This is a genomic window from Pseudomonas sp. Pseusp9, from assembly GCF_059491265.1.
In genome coordinates, this window is sequence record NZ_CP168500.1 from 3,901,499 (window position 1) to 3,925,455 (window position 23,957).

General features: G+C 59.0%; 25 protein-coding genes and 3 pseudogenes. 10 read left to right on the plus strand and 18 right to left on the minus strand.

The genetic code is table 11. The annotated features are described in order from the left end of the window. Positions 1-15: 15 nt before the first annotated feature. The gene (locus tag ACEN8E_RS17445; protein ID WP_495589176.1) at positions 16-963 is read left to right on the plus strand and encodes an AraC family transcriptional regulator; all 948 of its coding nucleotides are present in this window, start codon (positions 16-18) and stop codon (positions 961-963) included. An 891-nt stretch (positions 964-1,854) separates the two neighbouring features. Here ACEN8E_RS17445 and ACEN8E_RS17450 read toward each other — a convergent pair. From ACEN8E_RS17450 to ACEN8E_RS17460, 3 genes are all read right to left on the minus strand, one after another. After that, on the minus strand, positions 1,855-3,774 hold the full coding sequence (locus ACEN8E_RS17450; protein WP_495589177.1) for a tyrosine-protein phosphatase: 1,920 nt from the start codon (positions 3,772-3,774) through the stop codon (positions 1,855-1,857). 284 nt (positions 3,775-4,058) lie between these two features. After that, entirely contained in the window at positions 4,059-4,559 is a 501-nt protein-coding gene (locus ACEN8E_RS17455) for a hypothetical protein (protein ID WP_495589178.1), read from the minus strand. 121 nt (positions 4,560-4,680) lie between these two features. Continuing rightward, on the minus strand, positions 4,681-5,109 hold the full coding sequence (locus ACEN8E_RS17460; RefSeq protein ID WP_495589179.1) for an anti-virulence regulator CigR family protein: 429 nt from the start codon (positions 5,107-5,109) through the stop codon (positions 4,681-4,683). A 182-nt stretch (positions 5,110-5,291) separates the two neighbouring features. Here ACEN8E_RS17460 and ACEN8E_RS17465 point away from each other — a divergent pair, with 182 nt between their 5' ends. Further along, a complete protein-coding gene (locus ACEN8E_RS17465; protein WP_495589180.1) occupies positions 5,292-6,200 on the plus strand; it encodes an alpha/beta fold hydrolase in 909 nt (302 codons plus the stop codon). 75 nt (positions 6,201-6,275) lie between these two features. Here the strand turns inward: ACEN8E_RS17465 and aac(6') are convergent, their stop codons facing one another. From aac(6') to ACEN8E_RS17485, 4 genes are all read right to left on the minus strand, one after another. After that, on the minus strand, positions 6,276-6,734 hold the full coding sequence (gene aac(6') / locus ACEN8E_RS17470; protein WP_495589181.1) for an aminoglycoside 6'-N-acetyltransferase: 459 nt from the start codon (positions 6,732-6,734) through the stop codon (positions 6,276-6,278). A 243-nt stretch (positions 6,735-6,977) separates the two neighbouring features. Next, positions 6,978-7,526: a cupin domain-containing protein gene (locus ACEN8E_RS17475; protein ID WP_007982140.1), complete on the minus strand. Its 549-nt coding sequence runs from the start codon at positions 7,524-7,526 to the stop codon at positions 6,978-6,980. Between the two features lie 356 nt (positions 7,527-7,882). Beyond that, positions 7,883-8,515, minus strand: a complete 633-nt coding sequence (locus ACEN8E_RS17480) for a Vgb family protein (RefSeq protein ID WP_495589182.1) — start codon at positions 8,513-8,515, stop codon at positions 7,883-7,885. 34 nt (positions 8,516-8,549) lie between these two features. After that, positions 8,550-9,770: a helix-turn-helix domain-containing protein gene (locus ACEN8E_RS17485; RefSeq protein WP_495589183.1), complete on the minus strand. Its 1,221-nt coding sequence runs from the start codon at positions 9,768-9,770 to the stop codon at positions 8,550-8,552. Between the two features lie 84 nt (positions 9,771-9,854). Here ACEN8E_RS17485 and ACEN8E_RS17490 point away from each other — a divergent pair, with 84 nt between their 5' ends. Continuing rightward, on the plus strand, positions 9,855-10,613 hold the full coding sequence (locus ACEN8E_RS17490) for a DUF899 domain-containing protein (protein WP_495589184.1): 759 nt from the start codon (positions 9,855-9,857) through the stop codon (positions 10,611-10,613). Positions 10,614-10,628: 15 nt separating this feature from the next. Here ACEN8E_RS17490 and ACEN8E_RS17495 read toward each other — a convergent pair whose 3' ends face one another. The 5 genes and pseudogenes from ACEN8E_RS17495 to ACEN8E_RS17515 form a co-directional block, all read right to left on the minus strand. Further along, positions 10,629-10,925: a hypothetical protein gene (locus tag ACEN8E_RS17495; RefSeq protein WP_495589185.1), complete on the minus strand. Its 297-nt coding sequence runs from the start codon at positions 10,923-10,925 to the stop codon at positions 10,629-10,631. A 33-nt stretch (positions 10,926-10,958) separates the two neighbouring features. After that, positions 10,959-11,501 carry a molybdopterin-dependent oxidoreductase gene (locus tag ACEN8E_RS17500; RefSeq protein WP_495589186.1) on the minus strand — a complete coding sequence of 181 codons (543 nt, stop codon included), beginning with the start codon at positions 11,499-11,501 and terminating at the stop codon, positions 10,959-10,961. An 80-nt stretch (positions 11,502-11,581) separates the two neighbouring features. Continuing rightward, positions 11,582-12,946: an OprD family porin gene (locus ACEN8E_RS17505; RefSeq protein WP_495589187.1), complete on the minus strand. Its 1,365-nt coding sequence runs from the start codon at positions 12,944-12,946 to the stop codon at positions 11,582-11,584. A 398-nt stretch (positions 12,947-13,344) separates the two neighbouring features. Then, positions 13,345-13,655 (minus strand): annotated as a pseudogene (locus tag ACEN8E_RS17510) (helix-turn-helix domain-containing protein); the annotation flags it as partial. 178 nt (positions 13,656-13,833) lie between these two features. Then, positions 13,834-14,664, minus strand: a complete 831-nt coding sequence (locus ACEN8E_RS17515) for an alpha/beta fold hydrolase (protein WP_495589188.1) — start codon at positions 14,662-14,664, stop codon at positions 13,834-13,836. A gap of 236 nt (positions 14,665-14,900) precedes the next feature. On the opposite strand from ACEN8E_RS17515, the gene ACEN8E_RS17520 reads away from it, so the two are divergent. After that, complete coding sequence (locus tag ACEN8E_RS17520) at positions 14,901-15,350, plus strand: MerR family transcriptional regulator (protein WP_495589189.1); 450 nt, start codon at positions 14,901-14,903, stop codon at positions 15,348-15,350. Between the two features lie 54 nt (positions 15,351-15,404). On the opposite strand, the gene ACEN8E_RS17525 is transcribed toward ACEN8E_RS17520, so the two are convergent. Both ACEN8E_RS17525 and ACEN8E_RS17530 read right to left on the minus strand, forming a co-directional pair. After that, the gene (locus tag ACEN8E_RS17525) at positions 15,405-16,409 is read right to left on the minus strand and encodes an acetoacetate decarboxylase (ADC) (protein ID WP_495589190.1); all 1,005 of its coding nucleotides are present in this window, start codon (positions 16,407-16,409) and stop codon (positions 15,405-15,407) included. Between the two features lie 233 nt (positions 16,410-16,642). Beyond that, positions 16,643-17,446 (minus strand): type 1 glutamine amidotransferase domain-containing protein, encoded by an 804-nt coding sequence (locus ACEN8E_RS17530; protein ID WP_495589191.1) that lies wholly within the window; start codon positions 17,444-17,446, stop codon positions 16,643-16,645. Between the two features lie 195 nt (positions 17,447-17,641). On the opposite strand from ACEN8E_RS17530, the gene ACEN8E_RS17535 reads away from it, so the two are divergent. Beyond that, positions 17,642-18,721: a saccharopine dehydrogenase family protein gene (locus ACEN8E_RS17535; protein ID WP_495589192.1), complete on the plus strand. Its 1,080-nt coding sequence runs from the start codon at positions 17,642-17,644 to the stop codon at positions 18,719-18,721. Between the two features lie 27 nt (positions 18,722-18,748). Here ACEN8E_RS17535 and ACEN8E_RS17540 read toward each other — a convergent pair. After that, positions 18,749-19,009: pseudogene (locus ACEN8E_RS17540) on the minus strand (helix-turn-helix transcriptional regulator); the annotation flags it as partial. Positions 19,010-19,192: 183 nt separating this feature from the next. Between ACEN8E_RS17540 and ACEN8E_RS17545 the strand changes: the two are divergent. Then, entirely contained in the window at positions 19,193-19,816 is a 624-nt protein-coding gene (locus tag ACEN8E_RS17545) for an eCIS core domain-containing protein (RefSeq protein ID WP_495593343.1), read from the plus strand. A 141-nt stretch (positions 19,817-19,957) separates the two neighbouring features. On the opposite strand, the gene ACEN8E_RS17550 is transcribed toward ACEN8E_RS17545, so the two are convergent. Beyond that, positions 19,958-20,377: a DJ-1/PfpI family protein gene (locus tag ACEN8E_RS17550; protein WP_495593344.1), complete on the minus strand. Its 420-nt coding sequence runs from the start codon at positions 20,375-20,377 to the stop codon at positions 19,958-19,960. A gap of 384 nt (positions 20,378-20,761) precedes the next feature. Here ACEN8E_RS17550 and alr point away from each other — a divergent pair, with 384 nt between their 5' ends. Then, positions 20,762-21,991: an alanine racemase gene (alr, locus tag ACEN8E_RS17555; protein ID WP_495589193.1), complete on the plus strand. Its 1,230-nt coding sequence runs from the start codon at positions 20,762-20,764 to the stop codon at positions 21,989-21,991. Positions 21,992-22,326: 335 nt separating this feature from the next. Here alr and ACEN8E_RS17560 read toward each other — a convergent pair whose 3' ends face one another. After that, a complete protein-coding gene (locus ACEN8E_RS17560; protein ID WP_495589194.1) occupies positions 22,327-22,668 on the minus strand; it encodes a winged helix-turn-helix transcriptional regulator in 342 nt (113 codons plus the stop codon). Positions 22,669-22,767: 99 nt separating this feature from the next. On the opposite strand from ACEN8E_RS17560, the gene ACEN8E_RS17565 reads away from it, so the two are divergent. From ACEN8E_RS17565 to ACEN8E_RS17575, 3 genes and pseudogenes are all read left to right on the plus strand, one after another. Further along, positions 22,768-23,094, plus strand: coding sequence for a nuclear transport factor 2 family protein (locus ACEN8E_RS17565; protein ID WP_495589195.1), 327 nt, complete (start codon positions 22,768-22,770; stop codon positions 23,092-23,094). Next, entirely contained in the window at positions 23,094-23,258 is a 165-nt protein-coding gene (locus tag ACEN8E_RS17570; RefSeq protein WP_495589196.1) for a hypothetical protein, read from the plus strand. Before ACEN8E_RS17565 ends, ACEN8E_RS17570 begins: the two co-directional genes overlap by 1 nt. Before the next feature lie 21 nt (positions 23,259-23,279). After that, positions 23,280-23,627 (plus strand): annotated as a pseudogene (locus ACEN8E_RS17575) (hypothetical protein); the annotation flags it as partial. Here the strand turns inward: ACEN8E_RS17575 and ACEN8E_RS17580 are convergent. Beyond that, positions 23,515-23,913, minus strand: coding sequence for a flavodoxin family protein (locus ACEN8E_RS17580; protein WP_495589197.1), 399 nt, complete (start codon positions 23,911-23,913; stop codon positions 23,515-23,517). The pseudogene ACEN8E_RS17575 and the gene ACEN8E_RS17580 sit on opposite strands and share 113 nt — an antisense overlap. Between the last annotated feature and the right edge of the window lie 44 nt (positions 23,914-23,957).

The following is a 23,957-nucleotide window of genomic DNA, read 5'->3' on the forward strand; positions in this document are numbered from 1 at the left end:
ATCAGATCCAACGACATGAGTTGCGACGACTTTGGCGCGTTGTTCTCCAACCTGTTCGGCAATCTTTATTCCGACTCTCCGCCGCCGCCGAAAAACATCATCATCGGCGGGGTCTACGGCAGGCACGAAGGTGTCAGTTTCCGTCGCATGCACTATCGCGGTGACTTCACGGTGGCTTTTCCCGCCCCTCTGGATGAAATCACCTTCGTGATTCCCACCGCCGGCAAGATCATCTTCAACCACGTCACCGAGTCGACCGGTTTTGCCCAGGTCGGGCTGGCCATCGACAAGGCCGAGGTGCGCTCGGCACGCTTCGTCGACAATCATGCGCAGCACGGGATCTCGATCAGCCGGGCGCTGATCACCGAACGACTGTCGATGCTGCTGGGCAAGCCGATCCTGCAAAAAGTCTGTTTCGAGCCCGTGGTGGATTTGAACGTACCCGCCTTGCAGGGCATCAAGGCCCTGGTGGACCTGGCCACGGGAACCGAGTTCGACCTGCTGATCAACACCGGTTCGCTGATGCCTTCGCGTCTGCGCGAAATGCTGGTCGATGCGGTGCTGGAAACCTGGCCGCACAACTTCACCGAAGCCCTTCGGCGCCCTTCCCCGCTGATCGCGCCGCGACATGTGAAGCTGGCCGTCGAGTACATTCAGGCGCACCCCGACCATCTGGCCAGCGGCACGGAACTGGCGCAACTGAGCAACGTCAGCCTACGCGCCTTGCAGGAGGGTTTTCAGCGTTTCATGGGCACTTCGATCGTTGCCTATCAGCGTCAGGTACGCCTGGAGCGCGCCTTTGCTGCGCTGTCCCAGGGAATGTCGCCTTCGGTGACCGACGTGGCGTTGCAGCACGGCTTCAGCAATGTCGGCCGGTTCTGCCAGTATTTCCAGAGTGCCTACGGCATCAGTCCCGCCGATGTGAGAAAGGGTGTGCGAACGCGGCCAATGGCGGTCAATTGAGGGTTTGTGGGAGCGAGCCTGCTCGCGAAGGCTGTGTGGCTGGCGACGTTTTTTGTGTACATATCCGTTGCTGCGGTCACGGCCACTTAGGGTTCCGCTTTTACAGCGGGTTACTTGGAAAAGCCCCAAGTAACCAAGGGCTCTTGCCCCTTTCGTTCGGTGCCTCGCCAAGGCTCGGCATTCCCTCGCTCCGGTCCTGCTCCGTGGGCCCGCCGCGATCGGCCATCCATGGCCGTACGCGGCTAACCCGGCATCCATGCCGGGTTACCCACTGCGCAGAACCTCCACTCGGCCTCTCGAGGGGGCAAGCAGATCAAAAGCTAAAGCTAGGCGGCCCACCGGCCGGCCTGATCGCAATTGAACGCGTTCCCCCTGTAGGAGCGAGCCTGCTCGCGAAAAACACCGGGACACCGCGGGGATTCAGGTAGCCCGCGTCATCGTTGACGTCCATCGCGAGCAGGCTCGCTCCTACAATGGGTCTGCGTACACCCAAGCTTTTCACCACTCAGCAGGCCGAGCGTTAGCTCGCCTGCCGCTCTTGATCTTGATCCACCCGCCCCCTCGGCAGGCTGAGTGGAGGCGTTCATCCGGGGATTGGCGCGCAGCGCCGTTCGACGCAGTCGAACACATTGCATGTAGGTCGCGCGAAGCCGACCGGAGGGCAATGCCCCCGGATGAATGCCGGAGCGAAGGAACCCCGAGCCCAAGCGAGGGGCCGTACGTTCGGGGCGAGCGTTTTTTTGCTTACTTTTTTTAGGCGCTTGTAAAAAAAGTGAGTCGCCGTAAGGGCGAAACCGCCAGTCGCCGTTACCCAAATAATGGATATGTACTCAGTCAGACCGTCATCATCGGAACGCCGCCCGGAGCAGGCCCACTCCCACAAGGCCCCCATCAGAACAGATAGCTCGCCTTCAGGCCACCATTGAAACCATGGCTGTCGCCGCCACCACTGGCGCCAATTTCCGCACCCACGCTCCAAGCCCCCAGGTTGGCCATGACATTGACGCCACCGGTGAACTGGTCACGGTTGTCGAAGGCGGCCTGCTGTTCAATGTCCAGCCCCAGCAGGTGCCCTTCGCTGTCGGTTTCAGGGTCGCCCAGCACATGCTCGTAACCCACTTGCACACCCGGCACCACTTGCCAGGCGCCCAGGCCGACCGGCGCAAATGAGGCGTTGAGGTTGGCCACCGCGCTTTTGCGGGTCTCGTGGATGCCATCGACGTCCAGGGCCAGTTCGCTGCCTTTTTCCTGGAAGCCCGACAGGTTGACGTGGCTGACCCGCACACCGAGGCTTGGCTCGAGGGTCACGCCGTTCACCGGAACGCGGTAACCCAGTGCCAGGGTCGCGCCGGTGAGGTTGCCATGACTGTCGCCCTTGACCGTGCCCAGTCCGCCACCGAGTTCGCGCTTGCTCTCGTAATCCAGGTAGCCGGCGCTGGCATCGGCATCCACGAACAGGCCACGTTCCAGCCCGTTGGGTGCGAAGCGTGCGCCCGCACTGAAAAAGGTCAGGTCGGTATCGGCCTCGCCACCGGCGCCACCGACATTGCCACTGCTGTAGCCGAAACCGGCATGGGCGCTGAGTTGTTCGGAAAAGCGCTGGGTCAGGCCAATCATCATGCCCTGGCTATGCTCGTTGCTGCTGGAGGCTTGGGATGAGCCGTCGGTGCCCAGATACCCCGCCAGCGCGGTACTCCACAGGCGGTATTGCCCGGCCTTGAGGTCGATGCCGCTGGTGAAGGGCGCAGCGGCCTGTTCGATCATTGCGCCCTGGCGCAACAGATAGCTGGCAGCGTCGGCATGCACCTGACCGCCGACGGTGGACTCGACGCCCCCGAGGCTGCGCGCGTCGATGGCCGACTGCAGGTAATAGTTGTAGGCGCTGTAGGTGCCCGACAGGTTGCTGTTCTGCAGTTGTTGCAACAACTGCGCGCCGGCCGCGGCGTTGCCGGCCAGGTCCGCCGCGCCAGGCAAGCTGTTGTAGAACACCATCTTGCCGCGCAGCACGTAGATGGTTTCCTGGGACAGGCCGAGACCTTGCTTGAGGTAGTTATCCATCGTGCCGTACTGCGCGGTCACCTGGTCCAGCCCGGCTTGCAGGTAACTGGCCTCCACACCGATCAGCGGCGCATAGATGGTCGCCATGGCCGGTGGCATCGCCGCCAGGGTCGCCTTGATACGCGCAGCCGTGTAGTCATTGGTCGCCAGGTAGTTGCTCATGATGGTGGCATCGTCGACCCCGGCGATGCTTTGCAGCACAGCGGCGGTCCAGCCCGTACGGTCCTTGCCGGCGGTGCAATGGAACAGCGCGGCGCCGTCGACCGCGGCCAGCTCATTGAACAGCTGGTTGAACTCGCTGCGCATCCCCGCGTTCCTGACGAAATCACGGTTGGTGTCCTGCATCATGGCGGTGGCTTCGGCGGCGCTGTGGAACGCGACGTTGGTAACGTTCGCCCCGGACGTGGAGCCGCCGATGATGTCGATGTTGGTGTAGGTCGCGCCCGTGGGCATCGTATCGGGCGTGGCGGCGATCTCGCTGGGCGTGCGCAGGTCGTAGACCGCCTTGATGCCCAGACCGTTCAGGGTCGCCAGATCCGCCGCCGACGGGGTCAGCGCGTTGGAGCGGTAAAACACCCCGCCACGCAGGGTGCCGTCATTGGCCGTGGTGTACGCGGTGGCAAGACCGGCGACATCGCGGAAGTTGTCGATGCTTTTCAGGCGTGGCGTGTTGAGGGGGACCGTCTCGGCAGCCTGGGCGGCAGCGATGGACAGGCTCAAGACAGACAGCGAACACACAAGTCGTTGGAACACAGGGCAGCCTCATTGAAATCGCATTGGGCTGACTAATATCTACATTGAAATGGCGCTGAACATGACAAATCGCCCACGGACGCAAATCACTGCGCGATGTGTCCGGGTGGCTCGTTTTCTGTCCGTGCTACGCCTGTTGCGCAGCCGAACCGGGTGCCGGAAATGAATGATGTGCCAGGTTGAAAGCGAGCGGTGCAATGGCCGGTGATCAAATGCCAGATACCAAAAACCCGCCTTTCGGCGGGTTTTGGGCTTTTCCAAAACTGATTTCTACAACCGCGAACTCAATGGGTTTTTTTCGAGGTCGACAGCCCGGCTTTACTCAAGCCTTTGGTGTTGTGATCGCCTGGTTTCGAAGCCGAAATGGCCCTTGACTTGGCAAGACCGCGAGTATCCTTGGAATGGGCGATGGCTGAGGTCGTGGTGCCACGGCCGTTATCATCATTGCGCTCACTGCCGAAATGGTTCCCGCTGATGCCATGGTCGCGCACGGATTTGCCGGCATGGTCGCTGTCCAGCCCGTTGCCGCGGCCGTTACTGCCGGAGTGACCTGTACCGGCGTGCCCGCCACCCATGCCGCCGCCATGGCCTGCACCGTTTCCGCCACCGTTTCCGCCGCCATTTCCGCCACCGTTACCACCGCCGTTTCCGCCACCACCGTGACCGCCACCTTCCTTCGCGTAGGCGGACCCCATGATCGACAGGCCATCAGGGAGTAACGGTGCGGCTGCAAGCATCATGGCGCATGACATTACAGCTACGAGACTCTTGTTTTTAAAAAGCATGATTGCTTCCGTAGGTGGTTGATATCGCGTGGCTTATGACGCGATATCCCTCACACAGTTCAAGTTGTCACGACAGACGGCTGCAGCACCTTGAATCAGCAGGAAGACGACCTTCCACAGGTCAATCGAACGCACCGTCGAGAATTTCATAAATGACCCCGGTGGCCAGCGCAACCAGGATCAAATCCGTACCGACTTGCTGCCACTCGTAGCCGTCATAGTGGGGCAGCCTGCCGACCAGTCGCCCATCGAGTTTTTTCGCAATGCCGGGAGGCAGTGGCTTGCCTCGGGCAAGGTTCTTTTGAATACCCGGCGGCAAAGCCGGACCGGGGCTCCAGTAGCCCGTATTGCCGCCAATGATCTCGAGCACGTTGCCTCGATTGATGTTCGGGCCATTGCTCCAGTCCCCGCCACCGGAATTCTTGTTTTTGTTGCCATGGCTTGCCTTGCCGTTGCCCTGGCCGTTACCGGGATCAGCCAGCGCCGTCAGCGGGCCACTGACCAGAGTCAGGCAGGTTAGCGCTGCAATCAATGATCGAGACCTGAACATGAGTCGCTCCTTCGTGGCGGGAATATTCCCTGAAATTTAGACGCTGTTGGCGAAGTTGGTTCCTTCGAGGCACAGAACCATAAACCGTCTACGCTCATCCGATCGAAGCCTTGCAGGTGTTTGCCGAAGGATGGGGCATGTCGATTGTATGCACCTCACAACGCCTCCCTGGAGACAGCGCCATGATCCGCCCCTTGCTGACCGCCCTCACCCTGCTCGCCGCAAGCGTTGCGGCCCACGCCGATGTCACACCGTTCCCGGCCTCGTTCCACACCCAGGACATCCCCGTCGATGGCGTCACGATGCACGTGCGCGTCGGCGGCAAGGGGCCGGCGGTGGTGCTGTTGCATGGCTTTGGCGACACCGGCGACATGTGGGCACCGCTGGCGGCCGATCTGGCACGGGACCACACCGTGGTGGTGCCGGACTTGCGCGGCATGGGCCTGTCATCGATTCCGACGGCGGGCTACGACAAGAAAACCCAGGCCGGCGACATCCGCGGCATGTTGCATGCGCTGAAGATCGAGCACTCGGTAGTCGTCGGCCACGACATCGGCACCATGGTCGCCTTCGCCTATGCCTCGCGCTACCCGGAGCACACCGATCGCCTGGTGGTGATGGACGCGCCGGTACCGGGCATTGCACCGTGGAACGACATCGTTCGCTCGCCGATGCTGTGGCATTTCGACTTCGGCGGACCGGACATGGAACGCCTGGTCGCCGGGCGCGAGCGTCTCTACCTCGACCGCTTCTGGAACGAGTTCGCCGGCAACCCGGCCAAGGTCGATGAAGGCACCCGCCAACACTACGCCAGACTCTACGCCCGCCCCGGCGCCATGCACGCCGCCTTCGCCCAGTTCCGCAGCATTCGCCAGGATGCCGTGGACAACGAGGCGTCGATGGTCAAAAAGCTGAACATGCCGGTGCTGGCGGTCGGCGGTGAGAAATCCTTCGGGGCCAATGAGGCCATCGTCATGCGCAATGCGGCGGACAAGGTCACCGAAGTGGTGATTCCGGGGGCCGGGCATTGGCTGATGGAGGAAGCGCCGACGCAGACGATTGCGGCGATACGCGGGTTTATCGATAAGTGACGTCAAAAGCTGACAGATCTAACATTTCAAATAGATCTGTCAGCTTTTTTTACTTGGTAACCGACTGCTGTGTGCTTACGACTGCACCTTGATAGCCTCTAACGGCTTCAAAAAGTAAACCACCCGTTCGGTTTCTGCAAAGCCCAAGGCTTCATGCATGGCGTGACTTCCCTGATTATCCAGCAGTGCATCCGAAGCCAGTTCTGTACAGCCCATTTCTTCGGCCCACTGTTCGATGCCTGCTACAAGTTGCCGTGCTATGCCTTGACCCTGACTGGAGGGTCGGACGTACAGACCTTCGAGAAAGGCCACGGGCGAGGTGCTGGTACCATTGACGTAGTCGGCTCGAATCGACGCCTCGGCAAACCCTAGAGCGTTGCCACTCTCATCAGCGAAGAGCAATACCAGATAGCGCTCTGGCGCGCTCAGTATTTTCTGTTTGTCATGGTCATTGTCGGCGGCGGAATCAGGCCACAGGGCAACACGCAGGGATAGCCAACCGTTATGATCTAGTAATGTGCAGCGCTTGATCATGGAGGGAACACTCTGGGTTACAGCCAGCGAGCTTTATAACTTTTGGCTTTCTGATCAAACAAGCACGGCTGCGGATTCTTCGGATTGATACGTAATCGGGCTGGCCATAGCGCTCCAGGCCAACTCTTCGGCAGTCAACCGCATTTTCACGCCTTGATAATTGATCAACTCCTGGGATCCGGAGCGCGAGAAAACGCTATTTAAACGCAGAGTGAAAGCAGCCTCCCAGGCCACTTTTCCCTATCAGAAGTTCGCCGGCGTGTTCGCACTGATAATCTCCGCCTCATCCGCCCCGATATTACGAAACCGATGCGGCAAGGTCGTCGGGAAGTAATAGCCATCCCCGGCATTCAGCACACTCACCTGCCCGTCGACGGTCAACTCCACGGTACCCCGTGTCACCAACCCACACTCCTCGCCCTCGGAATGCACGATCGGCTCTTCACCCGAACTGGCGCCCGGCGCGTATTGCTCGCGCAACAGGCGCATCTGCCGGCTCGGCACGGACGCGCCGATCAGCAGCAGGCGCAGGCCATGGCGGCCGAGGTCGGGCTGTTCGCTGGCGCGGAAGACGTACTGGTGTTCGCGCGGTGGCTGATCGAAGGTGAAGAAGTCGGCCAGGGACATGGGGATGCCTTCCAGCAACTTTTTCAGGGAGCTGACGGAAGGACTGACCCGATTCTGTTCGATCAGGGAGATGGTTGCATTGGTGACGCCGCTACGCCGGGCCAGCTCGCGCTGGGACAGTTTGTAGCTTTCGCGTACTAATTTGAGTCGTGAGCCCGTGTCCATGACAGCCTTATGCGCCAACCTGTAGGAGCAAGCTTGCTCGCGATTGCGATTTTAGCCTCAACATTGATGTCGACTGAGCCAACGCTATCGCGAGCAAGCTCGCTCCCACAGGGATAATGGAGGGGTGGAGTGCAGGCGCGGATCACGCCGTTTTCCGCTCCCGGAAACGTGAAAGGCGGCTATTAAATCACGTTTGTTCGTAATGCTCAGCAGGTTCGATAAACGGCTGGAAAAAACGACCTGCGGGAGCAGGCCTGCCCGCGAAGAGGCCCGCACATTCAACATCCATGGCGCCTGTCACAGCGCCTCCGCGAGCACGCCCGCTCCCACACAGGTTGCACCTGACAACAGGTGCCTCATGAAGGCCGACGCACCACCCTCACCCGACCGCTATCGCCGCCACCGCAGAAGAACCGCTCGCCACCATCGGACTCCAGTCCCGACACGCCCACGCCTTCGGGCATTTTCAGGCTCTGCAGGACTTCGCCCGATTGCGGATCGATCCGCCGTAATTCGCTTTCATCGCCTTCCCAGGTGCCGTGCCACAGCGCGCCGTCCACCCAGGTCACACCGGTGACGAATCGGTTGGATTCGATGGTGCGCAGGATCTTGCCGCTCTCGGGGTCGATCTGGTGAATCTTGCGTTCGCGGTACTGGCCCACCCACAACGTCCCTTCGGCCCACGTCAGCCCCGAATCGGTGCCTGCTCCGGGGGCAGGAATCGTCGAGAGGATGCGGCCGGTACGCGGGTCGATTTTGTGGATGCGGTCTTCGGCGATCTGGAACAGATGCTCGCCATCGAACGCGGTGCCGGCGTGGGCTGCGACATCGATCGAGCTCAGCAGCTGGCCGCTTTGCGGGTCCAGGGCGTTGATCTTGGTGTTGCTCGCGAACCAGACCTTTTCGCCGTCCCAGGTGACGCCGCACACATGGTCGACATCGGCAAACGGGCCATACTCACGAATGATTTCAGCAGTTGCGTGTTTCATCTGGCATTCCTCGATGGGGGTGGTGGCGTTCATCCTAGCCACCGGGCAGCGGCGCCGGGAGTAACAAGGTCGTCGCGAATCCCGGTACGGGCGGCGTCATCCAGCGCCTTGCGCGACCACGGCCAAACCACTGCACCTTGCCCTGTGCCGCCAGTGTATCGAGCGCCCGTTGTACCGTACGCTGGCTGGTACCCAGCGCCAATGCCAGGGCGGAACTCGACCACGACTCGCCATCGGCGAGGCAGGCAAAGACCGCGGCAAACTTTTCCTCGAACGGTTGCGCCAGTGTCACCACCTGCGTACAGACCGATGATTGCAGGGCATAACCGCGCGCCGTCGCGATGACGCCGGCCAATGGCTTGAGCGCTTGACGCAACCTGCCGATTTCCACCCGCAGCCGGGCGCGATGGGATTCATCCGAGAGCTTCAAGCGGAACACCCGGGCGATCAGCGTTTCCCGCGCAACGTCGGCGGGCCACGCTTCGGCCAATGCACGGGCGAGCATGAACAGGACCGGCCGCGTCGCGAGCGACACCGACATGCCACAGCCACGCACGACGTACCGGCAGGCATCCACCACCAATGACGTTGAACCGAACAACGCCTCAACTTCATCGAGCAGCAGCGGCCGTACTTCACCCTGGGCAACCAGGTGGGCCGCGGGTGCGTCGAGCAGGCGCGCAGCCTGTTCGACCTCGGCCATCAGCGCGGCAATCCCCGTTTGACCGGCCGCCTGCCCGGCCCTCGTCAACGCGTCCCGTGCCGCGTTCGATTGCAGGCGTCGAATGGCGATACCCGCCAAGACCAGTTCATGGGTTGCACGCAGCGCCGCCGGCAACGGGCCGGGGTCGAGCTCGGCCAGTAACTGCTGCGCCTCATCGAGCTGACCGAGCAACAGCAAACGGCGGATTTGCAGATAGCGCGCATGGGCGGCATTGACCCGGTCGCCGTGGTGTTCAAGGGTAACCCGCGCCGTTTCGAGTGCCTTGACCGGCCACCCGAGTTCCCGCGAAGCCAGGGCGATTTCGGCCTCGGCCACCACGCATCGCGCCCGGGCCAGCACTTCCCGGGGCGCAAAGGCCCGTTGCGCACGCTTGACCAGCGCCCTGGCCCGCACCAGATCGCCCAGTTGCGCCATGGCGATACCGCGCAGGGCCAATGCCGGCGCATCGTCGCGCAATGCCACACGGTCCAGTGCGCCCAGCGGGTTCCCTGCCGCGAGCGCCTGGGCGGCTGCCGTGATCATCGAATCCATCGAAATCCCGCCACGCTTGTCACTCCCACCGTTCGATACCCGGGTTTAGTCTAAATCACGACCTTCCACCAGGAGCGTACAACGATGAACACGCACAAAACCGCGACCCGGGAACAATGGCTGGCAGCACGCTTGCAATTGCTTGAAGCGGAAAAGGCCCTGACCCGACGCAGCGATGAAGTGGCCAGGCAACGCCAGGCATTGCCATGGGTTCGCCTCGACAAGGCCTACCGCTTCGATACCGACAGCGGCAGCGCAACCCTGGCCGAGCTCTTCCAGGGGCGCTCGCAACTGCTGGTCTACCACTTCATGTTCGGCCCCGACTACACGGCCGGCTGCCCTTCCTGCTCAGCCATCGCCGATGGCTTCGACCCCCTCGTCATCCACCTGGCTAACCACGACGTGACCCTGATGGCGATATCCCGCGCGCCGTTGGCGAAACTGCAGGCCTACAAGCGCCGAATGGGCTGGACGTTCCCCTGGGCCTCGGCCGCCGACAGCGACTTCACCGCCGACTTCAACGTTTACTTCACCGAAGCGCAGCAGCGTGAAGGACAGGTCGAGTACAACTATCAGCGCGGCGGGCATGCGATGGACGCCAGCCAGGTCCCGGAACCGGTGAAACAGTTCGCCGCGACCTGCGGCACCGACGCGCCGACCTACACCCGCGACAGGCCGGGGCTGAGCACGTTCGTGTTGGAAGACGGCGAGATTTATCACACCTATTCCACCTACGCCCGAGGCCTGGACGGATTGTGGAGCATGTACCAATGGCTCGACCGCGCACCCAGGGGGCGCAATGAAACCGGGCCATGGTGGCGCCGGCATGATGAGTACAAGTGATGAGTGCCAACGGTGTCACTGGCTGCCGATGAAGACATCCGCCAGTTTGTCCACCAGCGCCGGCTTGGTCTGCGCGAACCAGCGCCGGGTCGCCCATTCCTGCCATTCCTCGGCACGGTCAAGCGTGTATCGCGGCACAAAGTCGCCGAGGAACCGGCCCAGGTTATGCAGCGTGAGTTCATGACCGGCGCTGGCCATTTGCTCCAGCAAATCCCTCAGGGCCACTTCGAATTCGGGTGGCCACTGTTCACCGGCCAACACCTGCTCGACCGAGGGCTGTCGATCATGACCCAGCGAATGGAGGACTGGCATCGGCATTCTCCTCGGTACTGCGTTGTCGACGAGTCAGCCAAAGATGCTGCACAGTTCAATGCTGCGCAACCACTTCACCTGACGAGCCCCGGAATGACGATCGCTTCCCGAGACCAATGAAAGGGGCTCGCCTGGCTCGCCGTCAGCCGCCTGCGCATACGAGTGTTGTCGGTACACCACCAGCACCGCATCACCCACATCGGTATTGATCAGTTCGTTCCAACTGAACAATGCGACATAGCCGTCACTGGCGCGCGCCACTACATAGGCACGTTTCCAGCCTTTGGGATCGTCGCTCTGCAACCCGGCCTTGAGGACAATTTCCCGCAACAACACCCCGCGATAGCCGTTTTTACGGGCTTTTTGCGGATTGCCCTCGCAGGTATTGCTGGTCAGTGTCACCCAGTCATAACCAGGCATGGCTTGCAGGTCGGCCACGCTCAGGCACAGCGGGTTCTGCACCTGTCCGACCACCTGCAGCGTCTGCTCGGCCACATCGATGGCCGCGTCTGGCAACAACACGGGTTTTGCGCTGGGGCGAACAAGACTTTGCACAGTCGAAAAAATTGAACGCATGGCGATGCTCCTGTCGTGGTTGACCAATCACCCTGGGGTCCAGGGCTGCGCACTGGCAGCCGAAGACCGCTCCGCCGTGCTTAAAGCAGCGGCAGGCTGTAGCTGAGGATCAGGCGGTTTTCATCCAGGTCGCTGCTGGCATTGCCACGCAAGCTGGCGTTGCGCCAGGAAACGCCCAACCCCTTGAGTGGACCACTTTGCAGCGCGTAGTCGATCCGCAGGTCGCGCTCCCACTCTTTGCGATCACCGGCGGCGGAATCGATATTGTCACCGCTGAGATAAGTGACCACGGTCTTGAGCCCCGGCACGCCCAGTGCGACGAAGTCATACCCGTACTCGGCCAGCCAGGTGCGCTCGCCGGCACTGAGGAACTTGCCGATCTGCCGGTCGGTGATCAGGTAGGCGGTGGCGCCGTCACCCTGGTTGACGAACGGGAACGCGCTGTCGCCGGAGACTTGCTGATAGCCCGCGCTGAATGCATGACCACTCAGGCTGTAGGTGAACATGGCGCTCCAGGTGTTGTTGTCCACCTCACCGGCGTGTGTGTCACCCGCTCTCCAGAAACCGCTGCTTTTGTAGCCCTGGGCACGTCCGGTCGCATTGCCGTTCTTGCCGTCGGCGCTGCTGTTGAAATAGCGCAGGTCGGTCTTCAGCGCGCCGGGGCCGATGGCCAGGGTGTGGATCAGGCCGAGGAAATGCTGTTTGTAGAAATCTTCGAGGCTGCCGTAGTAGTACTGGGCGGTCAGGTCCTTGGTGATCTTGTAGTCGCCGCCAGCGAAGACGAAGCTGTCCGAATCGGCCAGCGCGGTGCTGGCCAGGGTACCGGCGGGACGCGTCGCGCCACCGATGCGCAGATCGATATCGTCGGTGGAGCTGCGGGTCTTGGTGCTTTGCAGTTGGCCGGCGGTGAGGGTCAGGCCGTCGATCTCGCTCGAAGTGATCTGCCCGCCTTCGAAGGTTTGCGGCAGCAGGCGACCGTCGTTGAAGTTGATCACGGGCAGCCTGGGTTGCAGGGTCCCCAGCCGCGCCTCGGTCTTGGAGATGCGCACCTTGCCGGTCACGCCGCCCTTGGAATACTCATCGACCGCGTGGCCGTCGCTGTCCGTGGGAAACAGCGCGCCTGGCGTGCGCTCGATACCGGCCTTGCCGGCACGACCGCCGCTGTCCAGTTTCAACCCCGTCATGGCGATGGCATCCAGACCGAAGCCGACGGTGCCCTGGGTGAATCCGGAAATCACGTTGAGTTGCAGCCCCTGCCCCCACTCCTTCGCCTGGCTGCTGTAGGCGGCATTACCCACGTTGCCCTGGCTTTCCCGGTTGTCCGAATTGAAATAGAAATTGCGCAGGCTCAGCGCGGCCTTGCTGTCATCGATAAAACCGGCGGCGATGGCCTGGTGGGTCAAACCACCCAGGGTGATGGCCAGGGCCAGGGGTTGCAGCTTCATTGTGTTTACTCCAGTGCGGGTCTCTTTTTTAGGTGTCCAGGGTCCTGATCCCCTCGCGACTCGACGTTTTCGCCAATCGCTATATATTTTTGTATATAGCGATTGGCGAAATTCAGAGCCTGCAGGTCTGCAGGCGCCATCAGTGGTCGTGATTGAGGCTCGGAGAAGATCGAAACAGGTCTGGCGGCCTGCATCTTTCTAGAAGCTGACTTTGAAGTCAATAAATTTAACAAACGCGATTGACTGCCGAATCGCGCGCCCTCGGCGTTCAGCAGAAAATAAAACGGTGGTGCCAGAATTTGAAAACGCGCGAGCCAAACCAGGCGTTTGATGCCACAACGGGCACCTTCGTGAGATATCGGCAACCGCGGTGCAAGCCGCCTTGGCTAGCCTCCTTGGCCACCGTTGCGTCTGATCTCACGACTGATCGTAGAGGCTGCTCGCCCTAGCAGCGCGGCTATGGAACGGATCGAGTTACCTGCCACCACTGCACGCGAAATCTCTTCGCGTTCAGCCAACGTCAGCGCCAATCCGGACCTGCGGCGTATAGCGGGTCTGATCCCCCCGGTCTCCGCCAGGATGCGCTGTATCGATGAGTGGTTTCGATCAAATAGTTGGGCGATGTGCTGGAGAGAGTCGCCTTTCAGCCGGTGATCCCACATCAGTTTTTCTGGCTTTCGGTGTAATAGATCCGAGGTCTCTGCTTCATCTGCAACACACCTTCTGCTTACACAGAATTTAGTTGTGTTGCATCGACCGGTTGAATCCACAGCCAATAGCGGACACTCGGTTAGCTCAACTTTTAGCCACTTGGTCGAATCTTCAACGCATCGATTTTTTGGCTTTGAAGAAAATAGGGGGCAGTTTTTTACCCACCCCCCAGTTGCCTAACCTCGCAGGAAAGCGAGCAAATCGGCGTTGATTGTATCGGCGTTCGTCGTAGGCATTCCGTGCGGGAAGCCCGAATAGGTTTTCAGCGTGCTGTTTTGCAATAGCTTTGCCGACAACAGCCCGGAATCTTCATAAGGCACGATCTGGTCATCATCACCATGCATCACCAGCACGGGGATCGTGATGCTCTTTAGATCGTCGGTAAAGTCGGTCTGAGAAAAGGCCACGATCCCGTCATAATGTGCCTTTGCACAGCCCATCATGCCTTGTCGCCACCAGTTCCAGATGATGCCCTCAGACGGTTTTGCACCAGGGCGGTTATAACCGTAGAAAGGTCCAGCTGGAACGTCATGGTAGAACTGTGCGCGGTTGGCCTTCAGCTGTGCCTGCAAGTCATCGAAAACCGACTTTGGCAAGCCGCCCGGATTGCTCGGCGTCTGAACCATCAAGGGTGGCACGGCGCTGATTATGGCGGCCTTCGACACTCGGTCTTCGCCGTGGCGAGCGATGTAATGGATGACTTCACCACCGCCGGTGGAGTGCCCCACATGGGCTGCACCTTGCACCCCAAGATGGTTGACCACGGCCGCGACGTCATCAGCATAATGATCCATGTCGTGCCCGTCCCAGACCTGACTGGATCGCCCGTGGCCGCGCCGGTCGTGTGCAATGACCCGGTAGCCGTTCGCCAGGAAAAAGAGCATCTGCGCATCCCAGTCGTCCGCGCTGAGCGGCCATCCGTGATGAAAAAAGATCACTTGGGCATCGCGTGGACCCCAGTCTTTGTAAAAGATCTCAACACCGTCCTGCGTAGTGACATAACCCATGTTCGCATCTCCCGAATGAAATGGAGGGCATGACCAATCGTGTTCTGATCGCGACCCTTGTTGAGTGACGTACTGTCCATTCAATAGGCGGTTCAGAGGGAACAGTCCCGATCCGGTTTTCGCCTACCCCTGAGTTCCATGGCGTTTGAGCCACGCTTTGCATCTGCGCCGCTTGGCCGCCAAATCACTTTAGGTTTAAAGTCAACTTTAAGGTCAATGGCTTTTTGGGGGGGAATATGAGAATAGGCGAACTGGCGAAAATCAGTGGGCTGGCGCCTTCACGCATCCGCTTTTACGAAGCGAGCGGCCTGATCAAATCTGTCGCGCGCAAAGCCAATGGGTATCGCGACTATGCACCTGACACGGAATGGGTTCTGGAGATCATCACGGGCGCCCAGGCCGCGGGTTTTTCATTGGAGGAAATCCGACAATTACTGCCGATGAATGCGAACGGCTGGCAGCATGAAGAGCTGCTCAGCGGGCTCAAGCGCAAGGTCGAGGAAATCGAAATCCTCCAGCAACGGCTAGCCCGGAACAAAGCGCAACTGCTGCTGGTGATCGAGGGCGTTGAAAGCAAGCCCGAAGGCATGGGCTGCGTGGATAACACCCAGTTGTTATTGCATCGTCTGCGCGAGGAAGGTGCGGCGGCAGCACCGCGTGGCCGCGATATCGCGTCGTCCAACTGAAGCGTGGCCTGTCAGGCTAGTGAAACCTGACATTTTTTTTGCCGGATCGTTGAATCAGTGCGCGTTAGCCAGTGCCGCTAACGGCTTCGGCGCGTAAAGCGCACTTTGGAACGCCGGCACGTATTCGTACTTCATCATTTTCCCCAGCTTCAAGGAGCGGATGTAGTTCGACAGGCTGCCGTCGCCCAGCGTGAGGGTTGCCGAATCCTCGTTCCTGCTGGAGCCGTGGCTGAGCTGGCGGGAAACGGCATATCCATAGGCTAACCGGCCTTGGTGATCGAGATTGGTGAAACTGCTGGTGACGATATCGACGTCACCGGACAGGTCATCGAGCTTCTTCGCTTTGAAAGACACGTCCACTTTGCCGGTCTGGCTATCAGTAATGTCATAGACCACCGATTGGGCATCCTCTTTTCGATCAATGCCCGTCAGCCATTTCGGCAGGTTGTAACCGACGACGCCACGTACCCGTGCAAGCTCTGTATTGACCGGCAGCTTGAGCACATAGCCCCAGAAGTCGCCAGACATCGACTGGCCAATCAGCGTGAACGGACCCAGATTGGCTTTGCCTGGCTTGTTGGTGATGATCGACACAGCGACTTCGTTATAGGCGTCGTTATCGCAGTGCTCATAGGTGTACGCGGTAAATGCGATCAAGCCTCGGCCTGGCCAGATCTGCAGGGGTTGGACTGTTGCCAGTACCTCGGGTGGCATGAGTTCCCGGAGCTTTTCCAGATCCGCCGTATAGACCGCCGTCGCGCGGCTGTTCTCGTAGTAAAAGTTTGGCGAGTACGATTCAAAGCCAATGTCGACCTTGTTCTTCTCCAATCCTTTGAACCAGCCTAAATCAACGCCCGGTACTTCTGCTGCAATCACCGACAAAGGAGGGTTGGAGCGAAAGCGGTCGTACAAGCCGCCCTTGACGACAGGCACCTGGTGACCTGCGATATCGATCATGGTGGTGTCGGTCTGGCTGGGCATTTCAGGCATCCCCGCCAACGCATGGTTGGCAACAGTGTTGAAAAGCAATCCTGTTAAAACGGCGCTTGCGAGTTTCAATCTTTCTCTCCAGGTGATTGCATCTGCTTGATGGCGTCGACCAGAGAACTTCGCTGAGCACTCACTGCGCTTGATAACCCACGCTGCTCACGCCAGTCGAAATTCGCCAGGGCAGGCTTTAAGGCTTGCCGAAACAAACCTTAACGTTAAACTTAACTTTAATGTCAAGCGCCAGGGAGACAGATTTTTTAGTTCGCTCGCAACCGTGTTTTCAGTGGGTCATCGACAAAGGTTTAGCGAGTTGCAGTGTCGGCGGAGAGCAAGGCCATTACGGCTTCAGCAACGGCCTTGGGCGACTGAGGATTTTGACCCGTCACGAGCCTTCCATCGGTGATGGCAAATGGCGTGAATGGCAGCCAGGCCTTGCGGTAACGCGCACCTTGGCTCACCAGCCTGTCCTCCAGGAAGAAGGGCACCTGACTCTTCATGCCTGAAAACAGCTCTTCGCGATCAGAGAATCCGGTGATGTTTCTGCCGTTTATGATCAACTGGCCTTGCTCGTCCTTAAGATCCAGCAGTCCCGCTACACCATGGCAGACGGCAGAAACGATGCCGCCCTGGTTGTAGATGTTTTCGGCGACACGACGCAGGTCCGGATTTGCGGGGAAGTCCCACATGACACCGTGCCCCCCCGTGAAATAGATGACGCTGAATCGAGACGGATCGATATCGGCAACCGGTATCGTGTTTTTCAGTCGAGCGCGAAAGGCCGGTGACTGCAAATGCTCACGGGCGGCCTTGTCCATATAGAGCCAACCGAGGCTGCGTTCGTCCAAAGGAACAGCTCCACCTTTGGGGCTGGCAAAAACCGTCGTGTAGCCGGCCGCTTCCACCACATCGGTGAAATGCGTCAGCTCGGTCAGCCACAGCCCCGTGGTGTCGGTTCGTGAGGGATAGCTGGCGTGATTGGTCATGATCACCAGTATCTGGCGATCCTTCGCAATCGCAGTGGAAGCGTTCGGTTCAGCATTTGAAAAGGTCATGAAAGCACCGCCTATCAATACCAACGCACAAGAAAGAAAGGTCTTCAACATCATCCGGGTTCCAACAGTCATTCATGTCCGCGCATGCTCACCTTAAACCTTACTTTAAGGTCAACCCCTGCACCTCTGAAAGTATCCTGCCAGCGCTGGCACACTTCTGCTTGACTCTAAACCTGACTTTAACGTTAGCGTCTGACGCTGATTGGGCAAGGCAACAACGCACTTCATCAATCCTGTCAGGAGCAATACATGAGTCCGCAAGAAAACCCTGTGACGCAGATGAAATGGATGATCTATGGCGCCTACGGTTATACCGGCGAGTTGATTGCTCGCGAAGCCGTCAAGCGTGGACTCAGGCCGGTTTTGGCGGGACGAAGCCGCGACAGGATCGAAGCCCTGGCCCGGGAACTGGGCCTTGAAGCCCGTGTTTTCGGACTGGATGACGAGGCGCGATTGCTCGCCCAGATCAAGGGCCATGGTCTGGTTCTGCATTGCGCAGGGCCGTTTTCGGCGACCGCCGCCCCGATGATGGACGCTTGCTTGCGCGCCAATGCGCACTACCTGGATATCACCGGCGAAATTGCCGTATTCGAACATGCCCAGTCCCTGCAGGAACGTGCGCAAACGGCAAACGTAGTCATCTGCCCAGGCGTCGGCTTCGACGTGATCCCCACTGACTGTGTCGCCGCTGCACTCAAGAGTGCGCTGCCGGACGCAACGCATCTGGCGCTGGGTTTTGATTCCCGTTCCAGCTTTTCGCCTGGCACTGCCAAGACGTCAATCGAAGGCATGGCGCAGGGCGGCAAGATACGTCGCGACGGGAAAATCGTGTCTGTTCCGTTGGCCTATCAAGTGCGTCGTATCGACTTCGGCGACGGCGAGAAGCTCGCGATGACGATTCCCTGGGGTGACGTTTCCACGGCCTGGCACACCACCGGCATTCCCAACATCGAGGTGTTCATACCGGGCTCTGCCGGCATGATTCGCGGCGCCAGGGTCGCCAACTTCATTCGTCCGCTGCTGGGTTTGTCGTTCGTGCAGAGACTGCTCAAGGCACGCATCGGCAAGACGGTGATCGGCCCGGATGACGAAAAGCGTGCAGATCAAGGCACTTATGTGTGGGGCGAAGCCCGTAACGCTCGCGGAGAATGCAAAGTGGCACGCGTGCACACTGCGAACGTCTACAGCTTGACGATCTACGGTGCGTTGACCGTGGTCGATTACCTGTTGCAGGTGCGTCCGGCTGGCGGCACTTACACACCAGCGAGGCTGCTGGGGGTCGACCTGGTGACGGACTTGCCAGGGTCAGGAGCCTTGAAGGTCGAATAGTACTTGGGAGCCAGGCACCGAAACTTCTCATGCTGATTGTCTGCGCCAAGTGCCGGGGGCTTTGCCGAACTGGCGTTTGAATGCGCGACTGAACGCGGCTTCGGATTCGTAGCCAGCTGTAAAGCCAATTTGCACCACATTGCCGCGGCCTTCGCGTAGGTGTTGAGCCGCCACGTGCATCCGCCAGAGCGTCAGGTATTGCATCGGTGGCTGTCCGACCAATGCCGTGAATCACTCTGCGAATAACGAGCGCGACATGTCCACTTCAAGAGCCAGGGCTTCTGCAGTTGGTCTGTTTTCTCGCGCTCACTGTCATCGCTGCCTGTTACGGCGCATGAATACACAAATAGAGGAATGAATCCGGGCCAAGGCAACAAACGGTGGCCGCAATGGTCATACGCGTGGCTGGACACCGGGTGCGAGATACCAGAAGGATCACCTGCCGACCACCACTACCTCTGGGAGAACCAATTGTCAGCTGTCTTTTTGCGTCAAGTCTTCCGCTTAGCGGTACTGCTCTTTTCCGTTGGTACTTCATTTTCTGTTTACGCCTGCCCAAAAGGGCAGTACGAAGTCTGCGTGGTCGCTTGCTTTTGTGCTCCAGGCTCCAGAGAGGAAACGGGGGCGATCTTTGAAAGCATGAACCAAATGGCTTCCTCTGGATTACAGAGTTGGATTGTGCAATCGCGCAACACCGCGGCAACTGGCGATATTCAGACAATCCCGCTGAATATCCGAGCCCAACTCGAACCCTACTATGACATTCAAGTGCTTGACTCGGCTCGCTACAAGGTAGGCGATGATGTGGAGCTGAACGCCGCAAACACCATGCTGCAGAATCCCGATGTTAGTGCAGTCACTCTTATAGACATCATCGTCTTTCGCAGTGCCGATGATGCACTTAACGATGTCGCGCTGTGGGCGCATGAATTGAAGCACGTGCAGCAGTACCTGCAATGGGGTGTTCGGGAGTTTTCTACTCGCTATACCCGTGATTACACAGCCGTCGAGGCGCCTGCTTACGAGATTCAAACCCAGGTAGCCAGAGCGCTAAGAGCCAGCGTGGTCCAGTCAGAGCCTGCTCGGCATCCTTGAGTTCAAAGGTTTTAACCTTGTCAGCTATCAAGGGTGAGTTACTTGAAACGAACCTGTGTAGACGTTTTTGAACGTCCGCAAAGCCAAAGAGCGAACACTCGAACACATCACCTGATCGGCTGTTTTTGTAGGACGAAGCGGTCACCCGTGCTCCGCTGCCAACAATGACCTGAACTGCGAAATGATCTCTGAAGATAACCCGGCAGCTTTGAATACTGTGCAGGTAAAGCTAACAGGGGCAGGACCTGGAGCAGTGATGATGCGGTCAGCAACCACAGCAACCTGACTGCTTCGATAGAGCGCGGCCCCGTCATAACCTACGGCATTCTGTTGTAAAAAGTCGGCGCTGTTCGAGGTGTGAGGAACCGTGTCGAGAAGCCCGGCCCTCGCAAGTGTCAGCGTTCCTCCACAGATACCGGCAATTGTCGCTCCACTTGAACGACTGGTATGAAGAAAGTCCCGAATATCCGGTGCATCTGCACGCTCCCAGATCATTCCACCGATGAAAGCGTATTCCCAGTCCGCAAAACCGGGTGTCAGTATCAAGCTCAAGCGTGCCAGCAGTCAGAATCCTCCATGAAAGCGAATAACATAAAGCGACAACAAATAGATCTCAATGGCTGCTTCGGGTCGTCAGCTGCCCCTCCCGATAGTCAGCAACCGGCCAGAAGCGGTCATCCGCGATCTCAAACCGTAACACCGATAAAGATCAGCAACTCCAAAAACGATTCGGTCCATTGCCTGCGTTGTAGCTCGACATGAGCTTAGAGGGAAGCCATCCAGGTAACACACATTCCTGATGCCATCGCTTAGGGCCAAGGTGGGCGCGAACAAACTCCTTACTTCTTTTTACAACTTTGAACACGGCACACAACGATAACTTACATCGCCTTCCAATAATCGGCACTCGGATAACAAAAAGACCGATTACATGGAGAGTTTCAAATGCCCTTTACCCGTACTGTTCTAGCGTTGTCCCTCGGCCTGATTTTTTTGCAGAGCCAGGCCCAGGCGGCACCGCCGCTGTCGCTCACTAACGGCAACTCCGAGCTGACTGCGCAAATCAGCAATGCCTGGATTGAAATCAACAAGACCGCGTTAGAGCATAATATCCGTACCCTGCAAGCGGAGCTGGCCGGCAAGTCGAAACTCTGTGCGGTACTGAAGGCCGATGCTTATGGTCATGGTATCGGACTGGTGATGCCTTCGGTGATCGCGCTGGGTGTACCCTGTGTGGCAGTCGCCAGTAACGAAGAAGCGCGAGTGGTTCGCCAAAGCGGCTTTAAAGGCCAGTTAATCCGTGTTCGCACCGCCTCCCTGGGTGAACTGGAAAATGCTCTGCAGTACAACGTCGAGGAACTGGTTGGCAACCTCGATTTCGCCCGTCAGGCGGCCGATCTTGCACATAACCACGGTCGCAAACTGCAGGTGCACATCGGCCTCAACTCAAGCGGCATGAGCCGTAACGGCGTGGAAATGGCCACCGAACAGGGCAAGAAAGACGCCGTGGCAATCACAAAGGTACCGAATCTGGAAGTGGTCGCAATCATGACCCACTTCGCGGTGGAGGATAAGGACGACGTACGCAAGGGCCTGGCAACCTTCAATGAACAAGCGGCTTGGCTGATGGACGTGGCCCAGCTCGATCGCAAGAAAATCACCCTGCACGCGGCCAACTCCTTCGCCACCCTGGAAGTGCCCGAATCGCGCCTGGACATGGTGCGCACGGGCGGCGCGTTGTTTGGCGATACCGTCATTTCGCGCACTGAATATCGGCGCGTGATGCAATTCAAGTCGCATGTGGCCTCGGTCAATAGCTATCCCGCTGGAAACACAGTGGGTTACGACCGCACCTTCACCCTGACACGTGATTCGAAACTTGCCAACATCACGGTCGGTTACTCCGATGGGTATCGCCGCGTGTTCACCAATAAAGGCGTGGTATTGATCAATGGTCATCGCGTGCCGGTGGTGGGCAAGGTTTCGATGAACACCGTGATGGTCGATGTCACGGATGCACCCGACGTCAAGGCAGGTGATGAAGTAGTGCTGTTTGGCAAGCAAGGCGCAAGTGAAGTCAGCCAGGCTGAAGTCGAAGAGATCAACGGCGCGCTTCTGGCCGACCTCTACACCGTCTGGGGCAGTGCCAACCCGAAAATACTGGTCGAGAAGTAATCCCGCCACCATCGTAAATTACCGGGTGCGCTCATTCGGGCACAGTTTTGCCAAGCGCGGAAAAGATCAAATGTATGGCAGGGACCGACAGGAGAGAGGTCGCATTCTCTTGTCGGAAGGTGACCATTATGTTTTTCCGCGCTGACTCAACGTATCGCCGGTGACGGCGCAGTTGCCTGAGATATTCACTACTGCGCCATGGCGGTGAACAGCCGTCCCCGGAAAACACTAAACTACGAAACGCCCGCTGAAGGATTTAGCCAATCTGTTGCATCGACCGGTTGAATCCACAGCCAAAAGCGGCCTCTCAGGTGGAGTTGCGAAACCTGGAAGGTTCAACCTGCCGGCTTGAGCGTCTCCCGAAGTTCCGCCCATTTCAACAGTGCATCCAGTGCCGGACAAAGCGCCTGACCCCACTCTGTCATGCGGTACTCCACCTTGGGTGGTACTTGCCGATAGGCGGTGCGATGCACGATGCCATCCGCTTCCAACTGGCGTAACTGCTGGGCGAGCATTTTCTGGGATATCTCGGGGATCAGCTTTTCCAGCTCGGAAAAGCGTTGCACCTGGCCACCGAAGAGGTGGAACAGGATCACCAGCTTCCTCCGTCCTTCGAGTTGCTTGAACACTGCTTCTACTTCGCTGGCCGCAGTAGAGGGCGTATAGATTCTTCTCATATTTCCCTGGCTTACTTTTTCGTGGGTTCTTGTCATCCGGTATGGCCGAAGGCGAGCATGTGGATGAAGAAATCCTTACACCAGTGAGGTGAAATCGCCATGAAAATCGAATTGCCTGAACCGCTCGCCAGCTACCTTGCGGCCGAAAAGATTACAGACACCGAGGTGTTGGAGCGCTGCTTCGCCAAAGATGCCACCGTGCGCGACGAAGGCCATACGTACAAGGGGGTGGAGGCCATCAAGTCCTGGAAGCAAGCCTCGCAGGCCAAGTATCAATACAGCATCGAACCATTGAGCAGCTCGCAGCAAGGACAGACCGTGACCCTGCTCGCCCGGCTTACGGGGAACTTCCCTGGCAGCCCTGTCGAGCTCACTTACACCGTTGTACTGGTCGACGACAAGATCGCATCCCTGGAGATTCGCTGATGAGCATCGCACTGGAACTCGAAGACCTCCGGACTCTGGTCACCGGCAGAACCAAAGGCATTGGAGAAGCCGTCGTCTCCCGACTTCGCGAGGCTGGCGCAAAAGTCCTGACAGCTCACCTGCCCGAGGACCTCTTAGTCACGGCGGACATTACCACCACCTAGGGTGGTGCCAGCGTCTTCGATGCCGTCCATGATCGTCTCGGCGGGCTCGATATCATCGTTCATGTCGCTGGCGGCTCATCGGCTCCAGCCGGTGGCTGTGCGGTGCTCGACGACCAGGAATGGCAACGGGCCCTGGACCTGAACCTGTTCTCGGCAGTTCGCCTCTGGCCGAGAAAAACCAGCAAAAAACCGATGTACGATCGCGCTCACTGGGTGATGAGCCATCGTACATCGGTGGTTAAACACTCGTCGGGGATCATTCCACAGCGTGGCGACCCGCAGCCATCTGACGGGCTACCTTTGCCACACGGGCACCGAGGTGTTCGGCGGTCAGCAGGTCAGCTTTCGGCGGACCGAATTCAGCACTGACATCCGCATCGGACTGGGCTGCTGCACCGAGCCAGAAGCTGTGGCGGTTCAGCATGTCTTCCGTGGTTTTGCTGCTGTTGTGACCTGGTGGAAGACCCAGGTTGATCCAGTGCATGCCGTGCTGCGCGGCGAAGATCGACAGTTGCTGCAAGGTTGCCAGTTTGTCACCGGAACGGGAGGCGGCATTGGTAAAACCGGCTGCAATCTTGTTGCCCCATACGCCACCCTTTGCGAAGACAGTCCGCGAGGTCGCGTCCATGATGGGTTGCGGATTGAGAGTGATCATCTGCCGATACCATTCGAATGACGCACCAGGTTTCTGCCCTGCTC